Annotated in this window: 20 protein-coding genes; 11 read left to right on the top strand and 9 right to left on the bottom strand. The window is 34.5% G+C overall.

Annotated elements, in window-relative coordinates; all coding sequences use genetic code 11:
- Window positions 1-10: 10 nt before the first annotated feature.
- Window positions 11-187, bottom strand: coding sequence for a hypothetical protein (locus HS848_RS07195; RefSeq protein WP_198611785.1), 177 nt, complete (start codon window positions 185-187; stop codon window positions 11-13).
- 276 nt (window positions 188-463) lie between these two features.
- Window positions 464-1642, bottom strand: coding sequence for an MFS transporter (locus tag HS848_RS07190; protein ID WP_198612166.1), 1179 nt, complete (start codon window positions 1640-1642; stop codon window positions 464-466).
- A gap of 309 nt (window positions 1643-1951) precedes the next feature.
- Between HS848_RS07190 and HS848_RS07185 the strand changes: the two genes are divergently transcribed.
- On the top strand, window positions 1952-3004 hold the full coding sequence (locus HS848_RS07185; protein WP_198611784.1) for an LLM class flavin-dependent oxidoreductase: 1053 nt from the start codon (window positions 1952-1954) through the stop codon (window positions 3002-3004).
- Between the two features lie 18 nt (window positions 3005-3022).
- The gene (locus HS848_RS07180; RefSeq protein ID WP_198611783.1) at window positions 3023-3382 is read left to right on the top strand and encodes a DoxX family protein; all 360 of its coding nucleotides are present in this window, start codon (window positions 3023-3025) and stop codon (window positions 3380-3382) included.
- A gap of 62 nt (window positions 3383-3444) precedes the next feature.
- On the opposite strand, the gene HS848_RS07175 is transcribed toward HS848_RS07180, so the two are convergent.
- The 3 genes from HS848_RS07175 to HS848_RS07165 form a co-directional block, all read right to left on the bottom strand.
- Window positions 3445-4287, bottom strand: a complete 843-nt coding sequence (locus HS848_RS07175; RefSeq protein ID WP_198611782.1) for an SDR family oxidoreductase — start codon at window positions 4285-4287, stop codon at window positions 3445-3447.
- A gap of 129 nt (window positions 4288-4416) precedes the next feature.
- A complete protein-coding gene (locus tag HS848_RS07170; protein ID WP_107507287.1) occupies window positions 4417-4893 on the bottom strand; it encodes a peptide-methionine (S)-S-oxide reductase in 477 nt (158 codons plus the stop codon).
- A 57-nt stretch (window positions 4894-4950) separates the two neighbouring features.
- Complete coding sequence (locus tag HS848_RS07165) at window positions 4951-6000, bottom strand: DUF4352 domain-containing protein (RefSeq protein WP_198611781.1); 1050 nt, start codon at window positions 5998-6000, stop codon at window positions 4951-4953.
- Between the two features lie 246 nt (window positions 6001-6246).
- On the opposite strand from HS848_RS07165, the gene HS848_RS07160 reads away from it, so the two are divergent.
- Window positions 6247-6456: a DUF6440 family protein gene (locus tag HS848_RS07160; protein ID WP_198611780.1), complete on the top strand. Its 210-nt coding sequence runs from the start codon at window positions 6247-6249 to the stop codon at window positions 6454-6456.
- Window positions 6457-6546: 90 nt separating this feature from the next.
- Here the strand turns inward: HS848_RS07160 and phnE (HS848_RS07155) are convergent, their stop codons facing one another.
- From phnE (HS848_RS07155) to phnD, 4 genes are all read right to left on the bottom strand, one after another.
- Window positions 6547-7374: a phosphonate ABC transporter, permease protein PhnE gene (gene phnE / locus HS848_RS07155; RefSeq protein ID WP_198611779.1), complete on the bottom strand. Its 828-nt coding sequence runs from the start codon at window positions 7372-7374 to the stop codon at window positions 6547-6549.
- Window positions 7371-8171, bottom strand: a complete 801-nt coding sequence (phnE, locus tag HS848_RS07150) for a phosphonate ABC transporter, permease protein PhnE (protein WP_198611778.1) — start codon at window positions 8169-8171, stop codon at window positions 7371-7373. Before phnE (HS848_RS07150) ends, phnE (HS848_RS07155) begins: the two co-directional genes overlap by 4 nt.
- Before the next feature lies 1 nt (window position 8172).
- Window positions 8173-8946 carry a phosphonate ABC transporter ATP-binding protein gene (gene phnC / locus HS848_RS07145; protein WP_198611777.1) on the bottom strand — a complete coding sequence of 258 codons (774 nt, stop codon included), beginning with the start codon at window positions 8944-8946 and terminating at the stop codon, window positions 8173-8175.
- A 207-nt stretch (window positions 8947-9153) separates the two neighbouring features.
- Window positions 9154-10107: a phosphate/phosphite/phosphonate ABC transporter substrate-binding protein gene (gene phnD, locus HS848_RS07140; RefSeq protein ID WP_198611776.1), complete on the bottom strand. Its 954-nt coding sequence runs from the start codon at window positions 10105-10107 to the stop codon at window positions 9154-9156.
- Window positions 10108-10376: 269 nt separating this feature from the next.
- Here phnD and HS848_RS07135 point away from each other — a divergent pair, with 269 nt between their 5' ends.
- The 8 genes from HS848_RS07135 (at window position 10377) to HS848_RS07100 (ending at window position 19295) form a co-directional block, all read left to right on the top strand.
- Entirely contained in the window at window positions 10377-11918 is a 1542-nt protein-coding gene (locus tag HS848_RS07135) for a bifunctional metallophosphatase/5'-nucleotidase (RefSeq protein ID WP_198611775.1), read from the top strand.
- Window positions 11919-12107: 189 nt separating this feature from the next.
- Entirely contained in the window at window positions 12108-12311 is a 204-nt protein-coding gene (locus HS848_RS07130) for a helix-turn-helix transcriptional regulator (protein WP_103165535.1), read from the top strand.
- Window positions 12308-13021: a DUF3169 family protein gene (locus HS848_RS07125; protein WP_198611774.1), complete on the top strand. Its 714-nt coding sequence runs from the start codon at window positions 12308-12310 to the stop codon at window positions 13019-13021. The genes HS848_RS07130 and HS848_RS07125 overlap by 4 nt, the downstream gene beginning before the upstream one ends.
- 82 nt (window positions 13022-13103) lie before the next feature.
- Window positions 13104-13949, top strand: a complete 846-nt coding sequence (locus HS848_RS07120) for an ABC transporter ATP-binding protein (protein ID WP_107507279.1) — start codon at window positions 13104-13106, stop codon at window positions 13947-13949.
- Window positions 13949-14584, top strand: a complete 636-nt coding sequence (locus HS848_RS07115; protein WP_198611773.1) for an ABC-2 transporter permease — start codon at window positions 13949-13951, stop codon at window positions 14582-14584. The genes HS848_RS07120 and HS848_RS07115 overlap by 1 nt, the downstream gene beginning before the upstream one ends.
- A gap of 109 nt (window positions 14585-14693) precedes the next feature.
- Window positions 14694-15479: an arylamine N-acetyltransferase family protein gene (locus tag HS848_RS07110; RefSeq protein WP_198611772.1), complete on the top strand. Its 786-nt coding sequence runs from the start codon at window positions 14694-14696 to the stop codon at window positions 15477-15479.
- A 68-nt stretch (window positions 15480-15547) separates the two neighbouring features.
- The gene (locus tag HS848_RS07105) at window positions 15548-17809 is read left to right on the top strand and encodes an ATP-binding cassette domain-containing protein (protein ID WP_198611771.1); all 2262 of its coding nucleotides are present in this window, start codon (window positions 15548-15550) and stop codon (window positions 17807-17809) included.
- 562 nt (window positions 17810-18371) lie between these two features.
- Window positions 18372-19295 (top strand): ABC transporter substrate-binding protein, encoded by a 924-nt coding sequence (locus tag HS848_RS07100; protein ID WP_198611770.1) that lies wholly within the window; start codon window positions 18372-18374, stop codon window positions 19293-19295.
- Window positions 19296-19411: the final 116 nt, after the last annotated feature.

The following is a 19411-nucleotide window of genomic DNA, read 5'->3' as shown; positions in this document are numbered from 1 at the left end:
AAATTATACGTTATCGTTTATTTTCTTTAGATGGGATAGACTTATAAACCATATAACCACTATTAATTACCATCAAAATAGCGATAATAGCTAAAACCCATGTGGATAAATTAGTCATATTATAAATGATTAACATGACCAATAATATAATGTTTATGATATTAGCGATTATCATCTTCTGATCCATTAATATCACCTCATTAATCCTTTACCCTAACCAAAGTCTTCATATTTATAAGGTAAATAATACAGTGATTATCCCCTCTCTATCTACTCTTATTTTTTAACTAGTTATCTATATAAGATTATATTTATTTACGGAGTATTAATGTCGAGACTCCTGAGGAAATAGGATGAGCGTCGAGACCGAGGCTCGACCCATCCTCCTCGGAAAGCGAGACATTCAATACGAAGTATTGATAAACATCTTCAAGTAATTACTTTCAAATTTTCACTCCTACCTTTATCTTATTTCATTCTTTTTACGTGGTAAGAATAAAGCAATGACAATAGCAATAATGCCGATTACTGCAATGACATTAAATTGTACTGTAAAGCTTTTAATACGATTTAGCTCAATACTTAAAATTGGCGCAATAGCCGTACCTAAAAATAGAATAAATGTATTTACAGATAAGAAGAAGCCTTGGTTGCCATTTACAGTAAGACCTACTTTAGAAATTGTCGAAGGTATAGCAAAGGCAATCCCGCCTACAAACGTTACACTCCATACAATAAGTAAAATAATATTCGTCGTTATAGACATTAAAATAAGAGAAACTGTACTTACAATTAATGCACCTAAAATAATATTTTTTACTCCGATACGATCACTAATTCGACCTGCAATAAGTGATAACAACATACCGATAATGCCAAATAATTTAGCATTGATTGCAGTCGTCTCATTGCCTCCAATAATGTCTGAAGTGACATAATTATTAAATACGGTATACATACTAATAAACATTGTAAGTAATGTTAGTGATACCCCGTAACAAAGCAATACCGCTTTATTCGTTCTAAAATCACTGAAGTTATTAAAGAAACGTAATAGTTTAATTTGTGGATTTTTAACAGGACTTTCTGGGATGTTTTTATAAATAACGAATGCTAGCAAGATATAAAGAATAGTAAGCGTAAAGTAGACCACGTGCCAATTTGAGAAACTAACAATAATTTCACTTAAATTCTGACCGATAATCCCCGATAACATAAAACTCGTACTAATAAAGCTAATCGCCGTCATACGTTTTACTGGTGAATATGTTTCCGTCACATAAGTGATTGATATTGGTGAAAAGGCTGCTGCAAAGACGCCTTGAATTGCACGTAGAATGACTAGTAGCGTAAACGAATGAATAAACCCTATCACTAAACAAATAATAATTAGTCCGCTAATGCCAAATAGTATCGTACGAATACGACCGAACTTTTCGGATATAGTGCCATAGAATAAACAACTTACTGAGTAGGTAATCGAGAAGGCGACGCCGTTTAGCGTAGCAACAGATGGTGGAATCTTGAAGTCTTTGGCGAATTCCGCAGTTAATGGAATGGCTGTATATAAACTACTCATAACAATAATTCCAGCGATAAAGAATATCGTTGTTATTTTATTATAATTCATTGGTTTTTGAATAGACATTGTTATTACCCTTTCATAAAGTTTTTCACAACATTTATATTATGCCATGATATTTTACTTTTCTAAAGACTGTTTAAAATTTACAAAATACTTTTAAAGTTCATATATTTGCGTTAACTCTTAATATTCATGCTTCCAAATTGTTTAAGATAACGCCCTTTACGAAGGTTTCACTTTATGCGAAATAACGGGGTTGAGCCTTTTCAAAAATAAATATCTCTAATTCGAAACATTTCTATTGACTAACCTTTAAAATAGGCATACAATTCAAGTATAAAATTTATACCAATAGGAGGTGGCGTGTTGAAAATAGAATTAGGATTGACTTCATTTGCGGATAACGGAAATATCTATATGCCCGACGGAAAACAAGAAGCAGTATCCAATGCTCAGAGAATTCGCGATATTGTTGAAGAAATTGAATTGGCTGACCAATTAGGATTAGACATTTATGGATTAGGTGAGCATCATCGAGAGGATTACGCAGTTTCAGACCCTGTCACTGTATTAGCTGCGGCGGCTGGCCGTACTACCAATATTAAGTTATCTTCAGCAGTAACAGTCTTGTCGTCTGATGATCCTGTGCGTGTCTATCAACGTTTCTCAACATTAGATGCGGTATCTAATGGACGTGCTGAAATAATGATTGGTCGAGGGTCATTCATCGAATCTTTTCCATTATTCGGTTATAATTTAGATGACTACGAAGATTTGTTTAATGAAAAGTTACAATTACTCTTACGCATTAATGAACATGAAGTAGTCAGTTGGGATGGTAAATTGAGACCAAGTTTCGAAGCGACTGGAATTTATCCACGTGTAGAACACGGTAAATTACCTATTTCAATTGCAACTGGTGGCACACCTGAATCTTCATTAAGAGCTGGTGCCTTTGGATTACCAATTACGTATGCGATTATTGGCGGTAATCCTAGACGATTTACACGTAATATTGAAATTTATAAATCTGTGGCAGAATCATATGGCCATAATCCTGATGAGTTGCCAGTCTCTGTACATTCTTGGGGTTACGTAGCTGAAACAGATGAACAAGCTAAGAAAGAGTACTTCCCTTCTTTAAAAGCACATCATGACATTTTAGGTCGCGAACGTGGTTGGCCTGAATTTGATGAAAATATGTTCGAGAGAGAAATAGGAAGTAATGGTGCAATCTACCTTGGCAGTCCTGAAACGGTTGCCCAAAAGATTATTGAGACGGTAGAAACATTAGGCCTTAACCGCTTCATGATTCATACACCTGTAGGCTCTATGCCTCATGACTATGTAATGAAGTCAATTCGTCTATTTGGCGAACGCGTTAAACCTATTGTTGATAAATATTTTGAAAACAAATAAAAAGGAGATTTTTAAATTATGATTTTACGTTATGCTGCAAACTTAAAACTTGCTAAAGAATTATACACTGCTTCAAAACCAAAACTTAAAGGTGACCAAGAAATGAAAGAAACTTTCACAAATGTATTTGGTTTACCGGAAAACTCAGTTAAATTAGCTGGCTCATTAGAAGCTGCTGCCGCTGCTTTCTATGCAGTTAGTTTCTTAAATAAAAACTTATCACGTTTAGGTTCAATCGCTACTTTCGGTGTTTTAGGCGTTGCTGCTTACAAACATTTCGAAGCTGGTCATGGTAAAGAAGGCGCACAACATGCGTTAGACTTATTAGGCTTAGCTGCGTTAAGTTTCGCTGATACTTTTGATTGTGATAATAAATAATTAATTTAAAAAGAGAGGTTGGGCATTTATTAAAATGTTCCAACCTCTTTTTTCATGCCTTATTATTGATTTTTTAAGAATTCTGGAAAAGTTTGTGGCTTGTCATGAACAAGTTGTTCAAAGTCATCTGAATGTTGATCAAGTAAACCTCTAGCCCCTGCCTCGTACATTGATGCTAATAATGGACCAAACCCTTTTGGCTCATCATACATTTCTGAGAATTTTTCCAAAGAAACGGGACTATATTGAATTTCTGTACCTGTTACTTCAGATAAAATAGCTGCTAACTCTGTCATGGAATAACTATAGCCAGACAATAGATATCTTTGGCCAAACTTTTCAGGCTGTTGTAATAACGCAACAATTCCTCTTGCAATATCATTTCTTGAAATATAATTAATGCGCCCGTCACCTACTGGATAAATCAACTTCTGCATCTCAGCAAGTTCTGACAAATATGGTTTAAGTGGGTCCATATACATTGCCATTCGTACATACGTATAGTTGAGCTGACTTGAGGCTAGCAATCGTTCTGCATAACCAAAGTAAGGACTCATATGGAATGGATTATTATGTTGATCGGCGTAATACCCAATAAACATAATATGCGAAACATTAGCTTTTTGTGCTGCACTTACTAAGTTTTCAACTTCTGGAAGTCGTTTAAATGATGGATGTATGATACTTGGAATAAACACTACTGTGTCGATTCCGTTAAATGCGTGTACCATACTTTCTTCGTTAAAATAATCTAATTCACGAACCTCGACATAATCCTTCCAATGTGCCGGAACTTTATCAGGGTTACGTATCCCTATATGAAAATCGGGTAGCCCTTCTTTTATGGCGTGTTCAGTAATATGAGAGCCTAGGTGGCCAGTCGCGCCTGTTAATAGAATAGTCATATTTATCGCTTCTTTCTATGTATTTCATTAGCTTTTGTCGTGTGATACCGTACGTTTTACCTATTCTATAGTATTGCCTTAATTACTCTGATTATGCATGCTTTCCATAACATAAATTATAATTTTATTTTATACATATTTAGTTAGTATATCCGGACGAATATGGCAATAACTGATGTCTTCTGGCGATTTATCTAATCTGTCTTGATGTTCTTCGGCACTTTTAACATAATTGTTTAATGGTAAGACCTCGACCGCAATGCGTTCTTTATCTTCTCGATTGTTAATAAAGTCCTTTGCTTCTTGGAGATGCTTATCGTCTTCACTATAAATGCCTGTGCGATATTTAGGACCTTCGTCGACACCTTGTTTATTCACACTATAAGGGTCTATTATTTCGAAAAGATAATTCATTAGGTCGGTAATAGTGATACGTTGTGGGTCAAATACAGTTTTTACACATTCTGCATAACCATCATAGTCGCCATCTAGTTGACTTGTAGTTCCATTCGCACGCCCTGCTTCAGTTGAAATTATGCCAGGCAATGTCTTAATAAATGCTTGAGCACCCCATAAGCATCCCCCTGCAATATAAACTGTTTCCATCGATATCACTCCTTTTCTCTAAATTATACATAAAAGAAATAAAGTGATGTATTATTTTTATGCAGCGTTATCTTCTGAATTAGTGTCTTCTTCATCTGAAGATGATTCTGCACTTTCGGCTTCTTCTGCAGCTTTTTCTTCTTGTTCAGCTTCTGCTTCTTCTTCGGCTTGTTGTCTTTCGTACTCTGCTTCTTCCTCAGCTTGTTCTTTTTCAAACTCTGCATCTTCTTTTGCCTGTTGTCTCTCATATTCTGCTTCTTCTTGTTCGGCTTCCGCTTCTTCTTTAGCAGCTTGTTTTTCGTACTTTTCTTCTTCTTTTTCATACAATGCTTCTACACGTGCTTCTAATTGGTCATATTCGATTTCTAACACATCTTTTGACACATGATTCATCTTTTCACCATCAGTAAGAGAATTATATTCATCAACCAAGTCATTATACATAGAAGCTGGGTATGTTATACCTTCATCTTCTTCAGTATCTGTTGAGTTGTCGTCTGTTGTTGAATCGTCAGAGTCGTTTGTTGATGTATTCTCCTCGCTAGCTGAGCTATTCCCTGAAGTATTATTATTGTCATCTGAATTGCTAATGTCAGATTTATTAATAACCCATTTTGCTCTTACTTTATTAAAATTTGGTATCGCATCTAATTCTAAAGTATAGTTATCACTATCTGGAACGTCATAAGTTATGTAACCTGAAGCTGTATTATTTTGATTCAATTGATGACTAAATCCTTCATGCATATCATCACTGCCATACCACTCTTCATAGTTCTCATTATTCACTTTCATTCCAAAATCAGTATTATCTACTAATACTTGATCATCATTATTATTTTTAAATTTCATATAGACTCTTAACGCTTTACCATTTTCTGGTGCATTAAATTCATCGTAACTATTAATGAATTCTGCTTTTACAACTTTAATATCAACACCATCTGCTTCAACAACTTGTCCCATTTTAAAAGACTTCATCTTATCTGTCGCTTTGGCTTTACTATTTTTCTCTGAATTTTCATCGGAATCTTGATTATTCTCCCCGAGAGAACAACCCACTAATAAAAATAAAAACATAATGCATATAAAAAATAACCTTTTCATATTGGCCTCCTAGTTTTATTTGTAAATCGAAAAAGATATCATTCACACATATAATTCTATATCCAAAAAACTTAAATGCAATATATTTTCATAATAAAATTAATATTGTTACGCAATTTAACTATTTGCTAAATAGTAGTATCTTCGGATTCGTTTTATTACTAGCCATAATTTCCCGGAAAATATATACGCTAATAAGTTTACTTTCAAGGGTTTGATGATAAATATCTAATAAGGAGGGTTCTTATGTTTGGCAATAAAGAAAAAGAATACAACAGATTTTTAGTTGAAAAAGTTGGAGGAAATGGTTCTACAAGATGCTATATTTTAACGGATAAAAAGACAGGTATTCAATACTTATCAACTTGGATAAGTACAGGTGGCGGAATCACACCACTATTAGATGAAAATGGCAATGTTACCAAAGTAGATGTAAGTAAATTAGATGAAGAGTAAAGTAGGATTATAATATAAACGAGAGGTAAGGCATCAATAGCTTATACTCTAAAAGCTGATTAATGGAGCCCTACCTCTCGTCTAAAAATATTAAACAATGCGTTTACGAAGTGCACCTGAAATTAAATCTACGATAGCCACCATAATAACTAAGCCAATTAAAATAATACCGACACGGTCCCAAGAACGTGTTTGTAGTGCAAAGATTAATGGTGTACCGATTCCCCCAGCGCCAATCAGACCTAAAATCGAAGCTGAACGAAGATTTAATTCAAAGCGATATAAAATAAGCGATAAAAATGATGGCAGTATTTGAGGAATAACCGCAAATACCAAAGTTTTGATCTTATTGGCACCACTTGCTTTTAATGATTCTACTGCAGTGAAGTCTAGACTTTCAATTTCCTCTACAAATAATTTACCTAGCATACCCACTGAGTGAATACCTAAGGCTAATACCCCAGAGAATGACCCTGGACCTACTGCTTTAATAAAGATAAGTGCCATGATTATTTCTGGAAAAACTCGAATAACACTTAGCAAAAATTTTGTTGTTCCACTTACTGGACGTACTTTAACTAAATTACGTGCCCCTAAGAATGCGAATGGAATGCAGATAATTGCTGCAATAAATGTACCGATGACTGCAATAGCAAACGTTTCTAACAATCCACGTAATAAGTCCTCTCCTTCTGGAATATACACATAACCAAAATCCGGATGGAATAGCCCATAGAAAATAGACTTTAATATGTCGATAGATTGAGATTTTAAATGTAATAAAGGTATGCCTGCAAATCCCCAAGCGATAATAATGATAACCACAAATGCAATAGTCCAGTTCTTAATGAGTTTTCGCTTATTACTTTTCGTTTTCAAAAGATATTTTTGTTCTAAATCATACTTATCTTGTGTCATACCAATTGTTCCCTCACTTTCGAACTCACGTAGTCAATAATGACTACAATGACAAGTGTGAATAAAATAATCATCGCTGTTTTAGCATATAGGAATAAGCCCAGTGTTGAATCATAAAACAGACCAATGCCGCCCGCTCCTACGAGTCCTAATACTGCAGAAGCACGAATATTAATTTCGAAAGAGAATAATACGTAAGATAAGAATATTGAAACAGTTTGTGGGATAACACCAAACATAATCCACTTTACTTTATTAGCTCCTACGGCAGTCATAGCTTCCATAGGTCCTGGATCAATTGTTTCTAGTGATTCATAAAATAATTTAGCTATGATACATATTGATAAAATAAATAACGCTAACACCCCAGGCACTTGACCAATACCGAAAACGGCTACGAAAACTGAGGCTAACAATAAATCAGGAATTGTTCGTAAAATATTTAAAATAAAACGTGCAGGAATCGTTATCCATTTCGTTTTGATGATATTACTCGCACAAATTAAAGATATAGGAATAGACGCAATCGCCCCTAGAAATGTTCCTACAATCGCCATGCGAATGGTATCTAACATTGGTTGCATAATGGCGTGTATGTAAGACCAGTCAGGTGGTACCATTTGTACAAAGAAATTACCAATTTGAGGAAGTCCCACCAGTAAATCGCTAAAGCTAAAACCAGTGTATAAAAAGCTCCATACCACTAGAACCATCACTATTAGAATAGAGAAACTTGTTTTAAGAGATAATTTCTTATTTAAATATTGATCGTATTTACTTGTTGTAGGTGTTGTCATATTAGTCCACCCCTAGCTTTTCATCTTCTTTAAGCGCACGGCCGTAAATGTCATTAAATATTTCTTCTGTTGCTTCGCTTGCAGGTCCATCATAAACTAACTCGCCATCACGTAAACCTATGATACGAGTTCCATACTCTAGCGCTAAATCGACAAAGTGTAAGTTGATTAAAATTGTAATCCCTAACTCTTCGTTAATTCTTTTCAAATCGTCCATAACTTGTTTCGTTGTTAAAGGATCTAATGATGCTACTGGCTCATCGGCAAGAATAATCGAAGGCTCTTGGGCTAAAGCGCGCGCAATAGAAATACGTTGTTGTTGTCCACCTGATAATTCATCTGAACGTTGATTACATTTATCTAGGATATTTACTCGATCTAATGCATGCATTGCTTTGATTTTATCTTCTTTTGGAAATAGGCCTAACACCATTTTCCAAGTGGGGTGATAGCCGACACGACCACTTAAGACATTGCGTAGAACTGAAGAGCGTTTCACTAAATTAAATTGTTGAGAAATCATACCGATATTGCGTCGCATAAGTAATAATTCTTTACCTGACGCTTTAGTAATTGATTTACCTTCGATAGTAATGTTACCTGATGTCACGTCATGCAAACGATTCACAGCTCTTAATAATGTAGATTTACCTGCACCAGATAACCCTACAATGACCGCGAAGTCCCCCTTTTCGATATTTAAGTTTATATTTTTTAACCCCACGTGCCCGTTAGAATAAATCTTATTGACCTCTTTAAATTCAATTTGACTCATTTTTAACACCCTTCTTTTATAAAAAGAAAGAGGTCGGGACATTAAGTAGAGATAGGCCAAAACCTTACTTTTAAGTACCGTTCATCGGTTCCAAACTTATGTGGTTAATGACCTAAACTCTTACTATTTATATGCCCTAGCCTCTTTCTATATCGCTTATTTAATTGTGCTTGAATTAGCTTTTATTTAAGTAATAAACAAGTCACTTTATTTCATATCTTGAACTTGTTTTTCATATTTTCTAACAATATCAAAATCAGAATCTTGCGCTTCTACATAACTTTCATGGCCATATATTTCACTAATAATGTCATGACCTTCTTTTGTTTTAGCTAAATTTTTAAATGCTTGTTTTAATTTCTCTTGGAAATCTTTATTCATATCTGAACGTACTGAAATTGTATCATTAGGAATTGGTTCAGTTATTTTAATAATTTTAGTATCTTTAAATACATTAGGTTGGTCTTTTTTCACTAAACTACGTGCATCTTGATAAACTGCAGCTGCGTCAACGTCACCATTTAATAATGAAATTACCGCTTGGTCATGACCTTTTACATTGATTACTTTCATGTCTTTAGTTACGTCGAGACCTGCTTTTTCTTTAAGTGTTGCAGCTGGGAAAGTGTAACCTGATGTAGAAGTTACTTCTTGTAATGCAATTTTTTTATTTTTTAAATCTTTCAAGCTATTGATACCTGAATTTTTCTTAACTATAATTTCTGATTTATAGTTTTTCACAAGCTCTTTAGATTCAGACCCATCGAAATTAACCCCATAACGTTGAGCCATTAATAATAAATCCGCAACTTTCTGATCATGAGCTAATGTATAAGCTGTTGGAGGTAAGAAACCAACATCTACTTGTTTAGATTTCATTGCTTCTACAATAGTATTGTAGTTTGTTGATACTGATACTTTAACTGGAATATTTAACTCTTTAGATAATATTTTTTCAAGTGGCTTAGCTTTCGCTTCTAACGTGCCAGCGTTTTGAGATGGTACGAATTGAACTTTTAATTCTTTAGGCGTATAGCCGTCTTTGCCTGAACCACTGTCAGAACTATTATCTTTGTTGCTTAAAGAACTATTATTTCCACAAGCTGTCGCAAAAATAAGGATTGCCATAGCCATTACTAAAAGATAAGTGATTTTTTTCATTACATAATGCCCCCGTTCAATATGAAAAGTCTTCTATGGTGTCAAATCACTTGACAATATAAGAGTATCACAATATCGACATAAATAGTATTTAATAATCTATAAATTTTATACATATTTTATATAAAAATCAGAATACCATGCAATTTCTTTTCTATTTATTAAGTTTTCAATAAAATTTTTAGGCTAAGTGCCAAATAATTAGTTGCTTTCTCTTTAAATAGAAAAGTTATAATTAAAGAAATATAACTAAACTAAGGATGATGATTATGACACAACTCTCTTTTTATATTGTTAGCGATGTACATGGCTACATATTTCCAACGGATTTTTCGCAACGTAATCAAGCGTTACCTATGGGGTTACTCAAGGCAAACCAGTTAATTGAAGAAGAACGTTCACATGATGATTATAGTTTAAAAATTGATAATGGCGATTTCTTACAAGGCGCCCCATTATGTAATTACTTAATCTCTGAATTGGGTTCTAATAAGCCGCTAACTGACATTTATAATCGCCTTAATTTTGATTTTGGTACTATCGGTAACCATGAATTCAATTATGGATTTTCTTATCTTAAAGACACATTAAATCGTCTCAACCATCCAGTGTTATGTGCCAATATTTTAGATAATCAGAATCTGCCTTTTACGGGTAACGGGGTTTATTATTTTGAAAAAGGTGGACTAACTATCGGCGTCATTGGTGTAACGACACAATATATCCCAAACTGGGAAAATCCGGCGCATATTAAAGACTTAACGTTCACAAGCGCTGTCGATACACTTAAACGATTATTACCTGAAGTGCGTAAACAATCTGATATCGTGGTCATCTCATATCATGGTGGCTTTGAAAGAGATCTTGAAAACAATGAACCTACTGAAGATTTAACAGGTGAAAATGAAGCCTCTGCTATTTTAAATCAATTCCATAAAGATATAGACGTCCTTATCACTGGTCATCAACATCGTGAAATTGCGACGATTAAACATGATGTAGCCGTTATCCAACCAGGCACACGCGCTACTCAAGTTGGCAAAGTCACATTAACCCTTAATCATCATCGCCAAATTATTGAAAAAGAAGCCAAACTCTTACCAGTAACTTCAGATATAGAACTTACTCTTTTAGACCAAGACGCTTCGTTACTAACTCATTTAGAAGATTGGCTAGATACTAATATCACTAAACTGTCTGAACCAATGTTAATTAACGATAAATTTGAAGCTCGTAGAAAACCTCACCCTTTTCTCAATTTACTGAACTACATTTTATTAGAGAAAAGTGGTGCAGATATAGCTAGTACCGCATTATTCGATTCAGCAACAGGATTTAATCAACAAGTGACTATGCGTGAGATTATAAATAACTACCCTTTCCCTAATACATTCCAAGTATTAAAACTTTCAGGGTCTCAAATCAAAGAAGCATTAGAACAATCAGCAAGTTATTTTGCTTTAGATAACAATAATCATATAACTGTGAACGAGGATTATTTATATCCTAAACCACAACATTACAACTATGATATTTATGGAGGTATGACGTATACCATTCAAGTAGGACAACCCATTGGTCAACGTGTTACTAATATTAAAGTTGGTGAAAAACCTCTAAATCCAGAAGAATTCTACACTATTTGCGTGAACAATTATCGCGCTGTAGGCGGTGGCAATTATAAAATGTTTGCGAATGCACCTGTAATTAAAGATATTCAAGAAGAAGGTGCACAAATTTTAATAGATTTTATGACTAAACACGACGTATCCACTATTCCTCAAGTCGTGAATTTTGAAGTAATCGTTTAAATATCAATCTCTGGACTACTGTTTTAAATCCTATCATCATCGCTTTAATAAGCCTCTCGGATGTCTAACTTCAGACAACCCGGAGGCTCCTTTTATAATAGTAAATGCAATTAATTCACGTCATTTTGACTAATATAGTTGTCAAAACGACTAAGATAGTATATCGTTTTAAGTAAGGAGTTGATCAACTTGCGAAATCGCTTAAAAGAATTACGTGCACGTGATGGTTATAACCAAACACAACTCGCAAAAAAAGCTGGCATTTCACGTCAAACTGTTTCTTTAATTGAACGTAACGATTTCATGCCATCTATTTTAACTGCAGTCAAAATTGCACGAATATTTAATGAACACGTTGAAAATGTATTTATATTCGAGGAGGAAGATCTATGAAGGTACGCAGATACTTACTATTACTTGTCATCGGAGGGCTTATTGGAGGCATTATAGGTGGAGGAATGGATAGCATAGTTTCATTTATAGCGAACGCTAGTTTCTCTCATAACCAAAACATGATTATATTTATAATTGCTTCTCTTTTAATCATTGGGTTGACGATTTATTTATGGAAAGTTAAAAACGATGCGCTTAAATTTAAACGCCATTTCCTTCAATCAATTGAAGACGATGATGCAGACACGTATGAAAAGAAAGCTAACTTAAAATACAATCAAGCAAAAATAATTATTTATCTACAAATGACAATTAGTTTTTTATGTATGCTATTAATTGTCTTAGGTAAAGGTACCGATAGTGATATGCTGTATGCTATGATTCCAATTCTATTAACGTGTGTCCCTTCGATTATGGATGGATTCTTTAATCGTCGTTTTGATACACGTTTCCCTAAATTAGGAGAAAAAAATTATACCGAAAAAACACTAAACTTACTCGATGATGGGGAACGTCATATCGCCTTACTTGGCATGTATAAAAATTATCAAATAAACCTAGTGTTATTAATGGCTGGAATTATGTTTCTTGGAATTTATGCAATGGGCACCGATTCAAATCAAACGTTAGGCATTTTATTCTTAACAATTTCATTTATTTATAATAGTTTTGGATATTTATTAAAAGTACGTGAATTTTACAAATCATAGTTAATTATCAATAAAAATATACTATGATAAAAGTAACAATATTATATTTTATTATTTTCAAAAAAAGAAAGAGAGGATTACTATGAAACATCTATTGCAAGTACAACATCTTAATAAGTCTTACGAGAAATCTCAGTTTCAATTGCATGACATCTCTTTTACACTACACCCTGGCGAAGTAATCGGTTTAATCGGTAAGAACGGTTCAGGTAAATCATCATTAATTAATACCTTAGTCGGTAACCGTTTTAAAGATTCTGGAGACATATCATTTTTTGATCAATTGGTGTCTGATAAGGACCATGACTATAAAGAATACATCGGAGTCGTCTTTGATGATTTACGTGTCCCTAATAAATTGACAATTAAAGATATGGATAAAGTGTTTATGAACATTTATAAGACTTGGAATAGCGACAAATTCTTCAGTCTCATTAAAGATTTCGAACTCCCTATCGATAATCAGATTACAACGTTCTCACGAGGCATGCGTATGAAAGCAGCACTTGCCATCGCCTTATCACACGAGAGTAGATTATTAATTCTAGATGAAGCAACTGCAGGAATGGATGTTTCTGGTCGTGAAGAAGTTATCGAGAATTTAGAAGATTATATTTCTGAAGGTAACGGCATCTTAATTTCATCTCATATTTCTGAAGATATTGAACAATTAGCTAATAAATTAATATTTATGCGTGACGGAGAAATTGTGCTTGAAGAAGATAAACATTCACTTCTCAATCATTATGGCCTCCTTGAAATCCCTGAAAATGATGCAACTAACCTTCCTAATGAAATGATAGTCGCATCAAGAGTACGTAACGGACAACGCCAAATTCTTGTGAATGACCGTACTCAAACACCAGACGCGCGTCCACTCGACAATATTGATGATGCAACAAAACTACTTATGAGAGGTGAGAAATAATGAAAGGCTTATTACTAAGTAGCTTTTATGCTTCGAAAAAATCACTTATCACGTATTTAATTGTTGGGATAATCGCAAGTATTATCTTTGGTTTTATTAGTCCAATGATGTCATGTTTCATGCCAATGGTTATGTTAATTTCACCAATAACAGATAATATTAAACGAGAGAAAGATTCTAAGTGGATGTACTATGTTTCAACTTTACCTACTCACAGAAGTACATACGTTAAAGCTTACTTTGCTTTCTATGGATTACTAGTTTCAGTAGGTTTAGTTATTGGGGTGGTTGTTTGTTTAGCCACAACTCAAAATCTTATGATGACACTATTATCAGCATGCATAGGTATCGGAATGGTCGGCACTTACGCTTTAATCTTTCCGTTTACATTTAAATTTGGTCCTGAAAATTCAAATGTTATTATGATTACTACTTCAATCATTGCGCTCGTTTTATTCTTTTTAGTATGGTTTTTCGTAGTAACACCTATCCTTGTCCAATCTGGTTCATTTGAAAAAATGGCTTCAAACCCAATTGTCTTATTCGCGGTTATTGGATATGCAATTCTTGGCTTAATCATATTTGCAATCTCATACTTCACGTCACTTTCAATATTTAATAAACAAGAACTATAAGAATTTCTATAAAGACCTAGAAGAACAATGCACGTTTCTTCTAGGTCTTTTATTTTGTTATTCAGGGTAATATACTACTAAAAGCATATGACAAAGGAGTTGTGATTACATGAATATTCAAGCAATCGAACACTATTTAGATATCGATGCCTCTCAATATAACGAACCTACCCTTGAGGCGCTCAATTATTACATTAAACAGTATATGTTAACGGTGCCTTTTGAAAATATAAATGTCCAAAATGGCGTACCTATCTCTGTAGATATCGATGATTTGTACGATAAAATTATTAACCAACATCGTGGCGGTTTTTGCTATGAAATGAATCATTTCTTTGGCACTTACCTTGAAGCAAAAGGGTTCACTGTTTATCGCATGTCAGCTACAGTACATCAACCAGGAGGTACTTTTAGTCCAGATGGTTCTCACATGTCACTTGTCGTCCCAATTGAAGGCGTCAATTACGTAGCTGATGTAGGCTTTGGAGATTTACCATTACAAGCCCTACCTATTACTAACCTAGATCCAACCCAGCCAGTCACTGACATTACAGGCGAATTCCGCGCTATTTCTGAAAATGAAGCAACTTATAAAGTACAAAAGTTAGAAAACGATGAGTGGGTTACACGCTATCAAGCCTATAATGCGCCTAAACAAGTTAGTGATTTTGCGGAAATGATTGAATATAATTCTTCAAATCCAGAATCTATCTTTGTACAACAATTGATTGTGACAAAACCACAAACTTATGGTCGCGCTACGATGTCGTTTAATCATTTAACATTAAGCAAACCAAGCAATAAAGAAAAAAGCGAGGTTACATCTAACAACTATCGTAAAATTCTAAAAGACTATTTCAACCTTGATGTTAAAATCAAACTATTAGAAAAGTAAGCACCTCCATAGCAACATGGATAAAACTAAGCCTCTCAGGGTAATACAGTTATTAAGAGGTGAAAGGCATGTCTAACATAGAGATTATCGGCGCAAAACAAAACAATTTAAAAAATATAAATGTAACGATTCCAAAACATCAATTAACCGTTTTTACAGGGCGGTCAGGCTCGGGGAAGTCTTCTTTAGTATTTAACACCGTTGCTGCAGAATCAGAACGTTTGTTAAATGAAACCTATTCAAGTTACGTCCAACATCAACTAACTCAATATGAGAAACCAGACGTAGACCAAATCAAACATTTACCAGTCGCCATGGTAATTAACCAGAAACGTCTAGGTGGTAATTCACGTTCAACGGTAGGTACAATTTCTGATATTTATGCCTCAGTACGTTTACTATGGTCTCGAATTGGCGAACCATTTGTCGGCTATTCGGATATATTTTCATTTAATAATCCGAAAGGCATGTGTGAAACATGTTCCGGTTTAGGCTACGTAGAAAATATAGATTTAAATGAGTTACTCGATTATGACAAGTCACTAAATGAAGATGCAATTAAATTCCCTTCTTTTAGACCTGACAGTTGGCGTGGTAAACGCTACTTATATTCAGGACTTTTTGATAATGATAAAAAGTTAAAAGATTATACCGAAGAAGAGATGGATACATTACTTTACACTGAACCTACTAAATTGAAGAATCCACCTTCTAACTGGCCAAGAACTGCGAAATTTGAAGGCTTAATTCATAGATTCCGTCGTTCATTTTTACTTAATGATAATTTTGAAAAGAAACGCTTTAAAGAGGACATTGATCGTGTAGTTTCTAAGCATGATTGTCCTAGTTGTCATGGTCAACGTTTAAATGACAAAGTATTAAGTTGTAAAATCAATGGCTTAAATATTGCAGAATTCACGAATTTACAAATCGATGATGCGTTAGCATTTTTAGAGAAAATAGAATCAAATAAGGCGCGAGTAATTATAGAACCGCTTCAACAACAATTGAAATCGCTCAGTTATATTGGATTAAACTATTTAACGCTCGCAAGAGAAACTACTTCATTATCTGGCGGTGAATCCCAACGTATTAAGTTAATTCGCCACTTAAACAGTCCATTAAGCGATTTAGTCTATATTATCGATGAACCGAGTGTCGGCTTACATCCGGAAGACATTCAACGTATTAATAATATTATCCAGTCCTTAAAAGACAAAGGTAATACCGTATTAGTAGTTGAACATGACCCTGACGTCATAGACACGGCAGACTATATCATCGACTTAGGACCTTTAGCCGGAAAACACGGTGGTAGCATTACATTTACCGGTACTTATGAGGAGTTACTTAATTCTGAGACAAGTACAGGTCATGCTTTAAAACGTCAACACCAACTTAAAGCACAACCACGTGAAGCTACAGAAATGATTAAATTAGAGAATATTAGCCGTAATAACCTGAAAAATGTGTCAACTGAGCTACCAAAACATGCGATGACGGTAGTTACTGGCGTAGCTGGTTCTGGTAAAAGTTCATTAATAAAAGCTGGATTCGAACGTGATAATGAGGCTATTTTTATTGATCAGAAACCTGTACATGCTTCTAACCGTTCTAACTTACTGACTTATTTAGACATTTTCGATGATGTACGTAGTTTCTTTAGTAAACACACCGGCCTTAAGAAAAGTATGTTTAGTTATAACTCTGAAGGTGCTTGCCCAGAATGTCATGGTAAAGGCGTGTTGAAAACGGAGCTTGCGTTTATGCCAGACTTTTCACAAGTGTGCGAAATGTGTGGAGGAACAAGATATCGTCCTGAAGTACTCGAAGCTACAGTAGATGGTTATTCAATAGCTGACATTCTTGCGTTAACAGTAGATGAAGCGATAGAAAAATTTGAAGATAGTCCAACTATCACACGTCCGCTTCAGGCGTTGGCTGATACAGGACTTAACTATATGACGTTAGGACAGTCTCTCGACACCCTCTCTGGCGGGGAGATTCAACGTGTCAAATTAAGCCGTTACTTAACACAAGATGTGAGCGATAAAACCTTTATCTTTGATGAACCAACAACTGGTTTACACGAAGATGACCTACCGATTCTTATCGATTGCTTTAATCATCTTATCGACGAAGGTAATACTGTGATCTTAATTGAACATAATTTAACGATGATGACACAAGCCGATTGGTTTATCGACATTGGTCCATTTGCCGGAGATAAAGGTGGCCAATTATTATATTCTGGTCAGCCTAAAGGTATCTTCGACATTGATAATTCAGTTACCGCCAAACACTTAAAACGTTATATCACAAGTGATTAAACATACATTCACCCCCACATGACAACTGTCATGCGGGGGTGATTTTATTGATATAGTTTGATTGAACGGTGTTGGGCGACTCCTGGCACAAAAGAACGAAGTACGAGACCGTGGCTCGTCAAGTTCGCGCAGGAAAGCGTCACAACACAAGTGACCTCCCTTGCCCTAAACACGCTCCATACCCTGAGTCATTTATTAAGCGAGAAAGATTGAACGGTGTTGGGCGACTCCTAGCGCAAAAGAACGAAGTACGAGACCGTGGCTCGTCAAGTTCGCGCAGGAAAGCGTCACAACACAAGTGACCTCCCTTGCCCTACACACTACAAATTTCTTCTATTCTTTACTAGCTTAATAACAAGATTAATAATAATCACAATAAAAATTAAAACTTTTAAAAATAATTCAAGACCCTCAGACATATTAATCGTCCCAATAAGCAAAAAAGCCAAAATAAGTACAATTGCTAATTTGTCATGTATATCTAAATTCATAAAATTCACCTTTTATTAAATATAAATTTCCTATATACTTGCATTATACATATAAAAGGAGATGGAAAAAGTTGAAAAGATTACTCGTGGCTTTACTAGTCTTTGTAATTGCATTAGCTGCATGTGGTAACAACAACGATGATAGTTCTTCAAAAGATTCAAAAAAAGATACTAAATCATATACTACTGATTCAGGAGATAAAGTTAAAATCCCTAAAAACCCTAAACGTATCGTAGTACTAGGTACAACTTACGCAGGTGGATTAAAAGAACTTGATGCAAACATCCAAGCCGTTGCTAAAAACGTGGATGATAGCTCAGTATTAAAAGATAAATTTAAAGACGTTAAGAAAATTGACCCTGAAAATGTAGAAGCTGTAACTAAAGAAAAACCAGACTTAATCATTACATATAACACAGACAAAAACCTTAAAAAATTGAAAAAAATCGCACCAACTGTTGCATTTGATTACATGAAACATGACTACAAAGAACAACATTTAGAATTAGGTAAAATCATTGGCAAGAAAGATAAAGCCCAAGAATGGGTTGATGAATGGGAAGATAAAACAAAAGACGATGGTAAAGAAATCAAAGATGCGATTGGTAAAGATGCCACAGTATCTATCATCAAAGACTTCGACAAAAAAATCTATGTCTTAGGTAAAACATATGGTCACGGTAGTGAAGTTCTTTATGATTCATTTGGACTAACAATGCCAAGTAAAGTCGAAAAAGCTACTAAGAAAGAAGACTTAGCTGATATTTCTGAAGAACAAATCCCAGAAATGACTGGCGATTATGTTGTAACTCCAGTAGCTAAAGGCGCTGATTTATCATTTGAAAATAAAGACGTTTGGAAAAACACAGACGCTGTTAAAAACGGTCATACATTCAAAGTTGATGAAGGTATCTATTGGTTAAACGACCCTTATTCTCTTGACTATGAACGTAAAGATTTAAAGAAAAAATTATTAGATGTAGCAGATAAATAATTCTCGCTCATCACACACTCAAAATCTGGGTTATAAATCCTTAGATATAGGCGTAGAGATGATTCAATTATGAATCATCTCTACGTCTTTTCTTTTCAATTTATATAAAAACTTCG

The sequence above is a fragment of the Staphylococcus caledonicus genome (genome assembly GCF_016238465.1).
Taxonomy (GTDB): Bacteria; Bacillota; Bacilli; order Staphylococcales; family Staphylococcaceae; genus Staphylococcus; species Staphylococcus caledonicus.
Note: the sequence above shows the minus strand (reverse complement) of the source record. Positions and strands in the feature narration are given on the sequence as shown.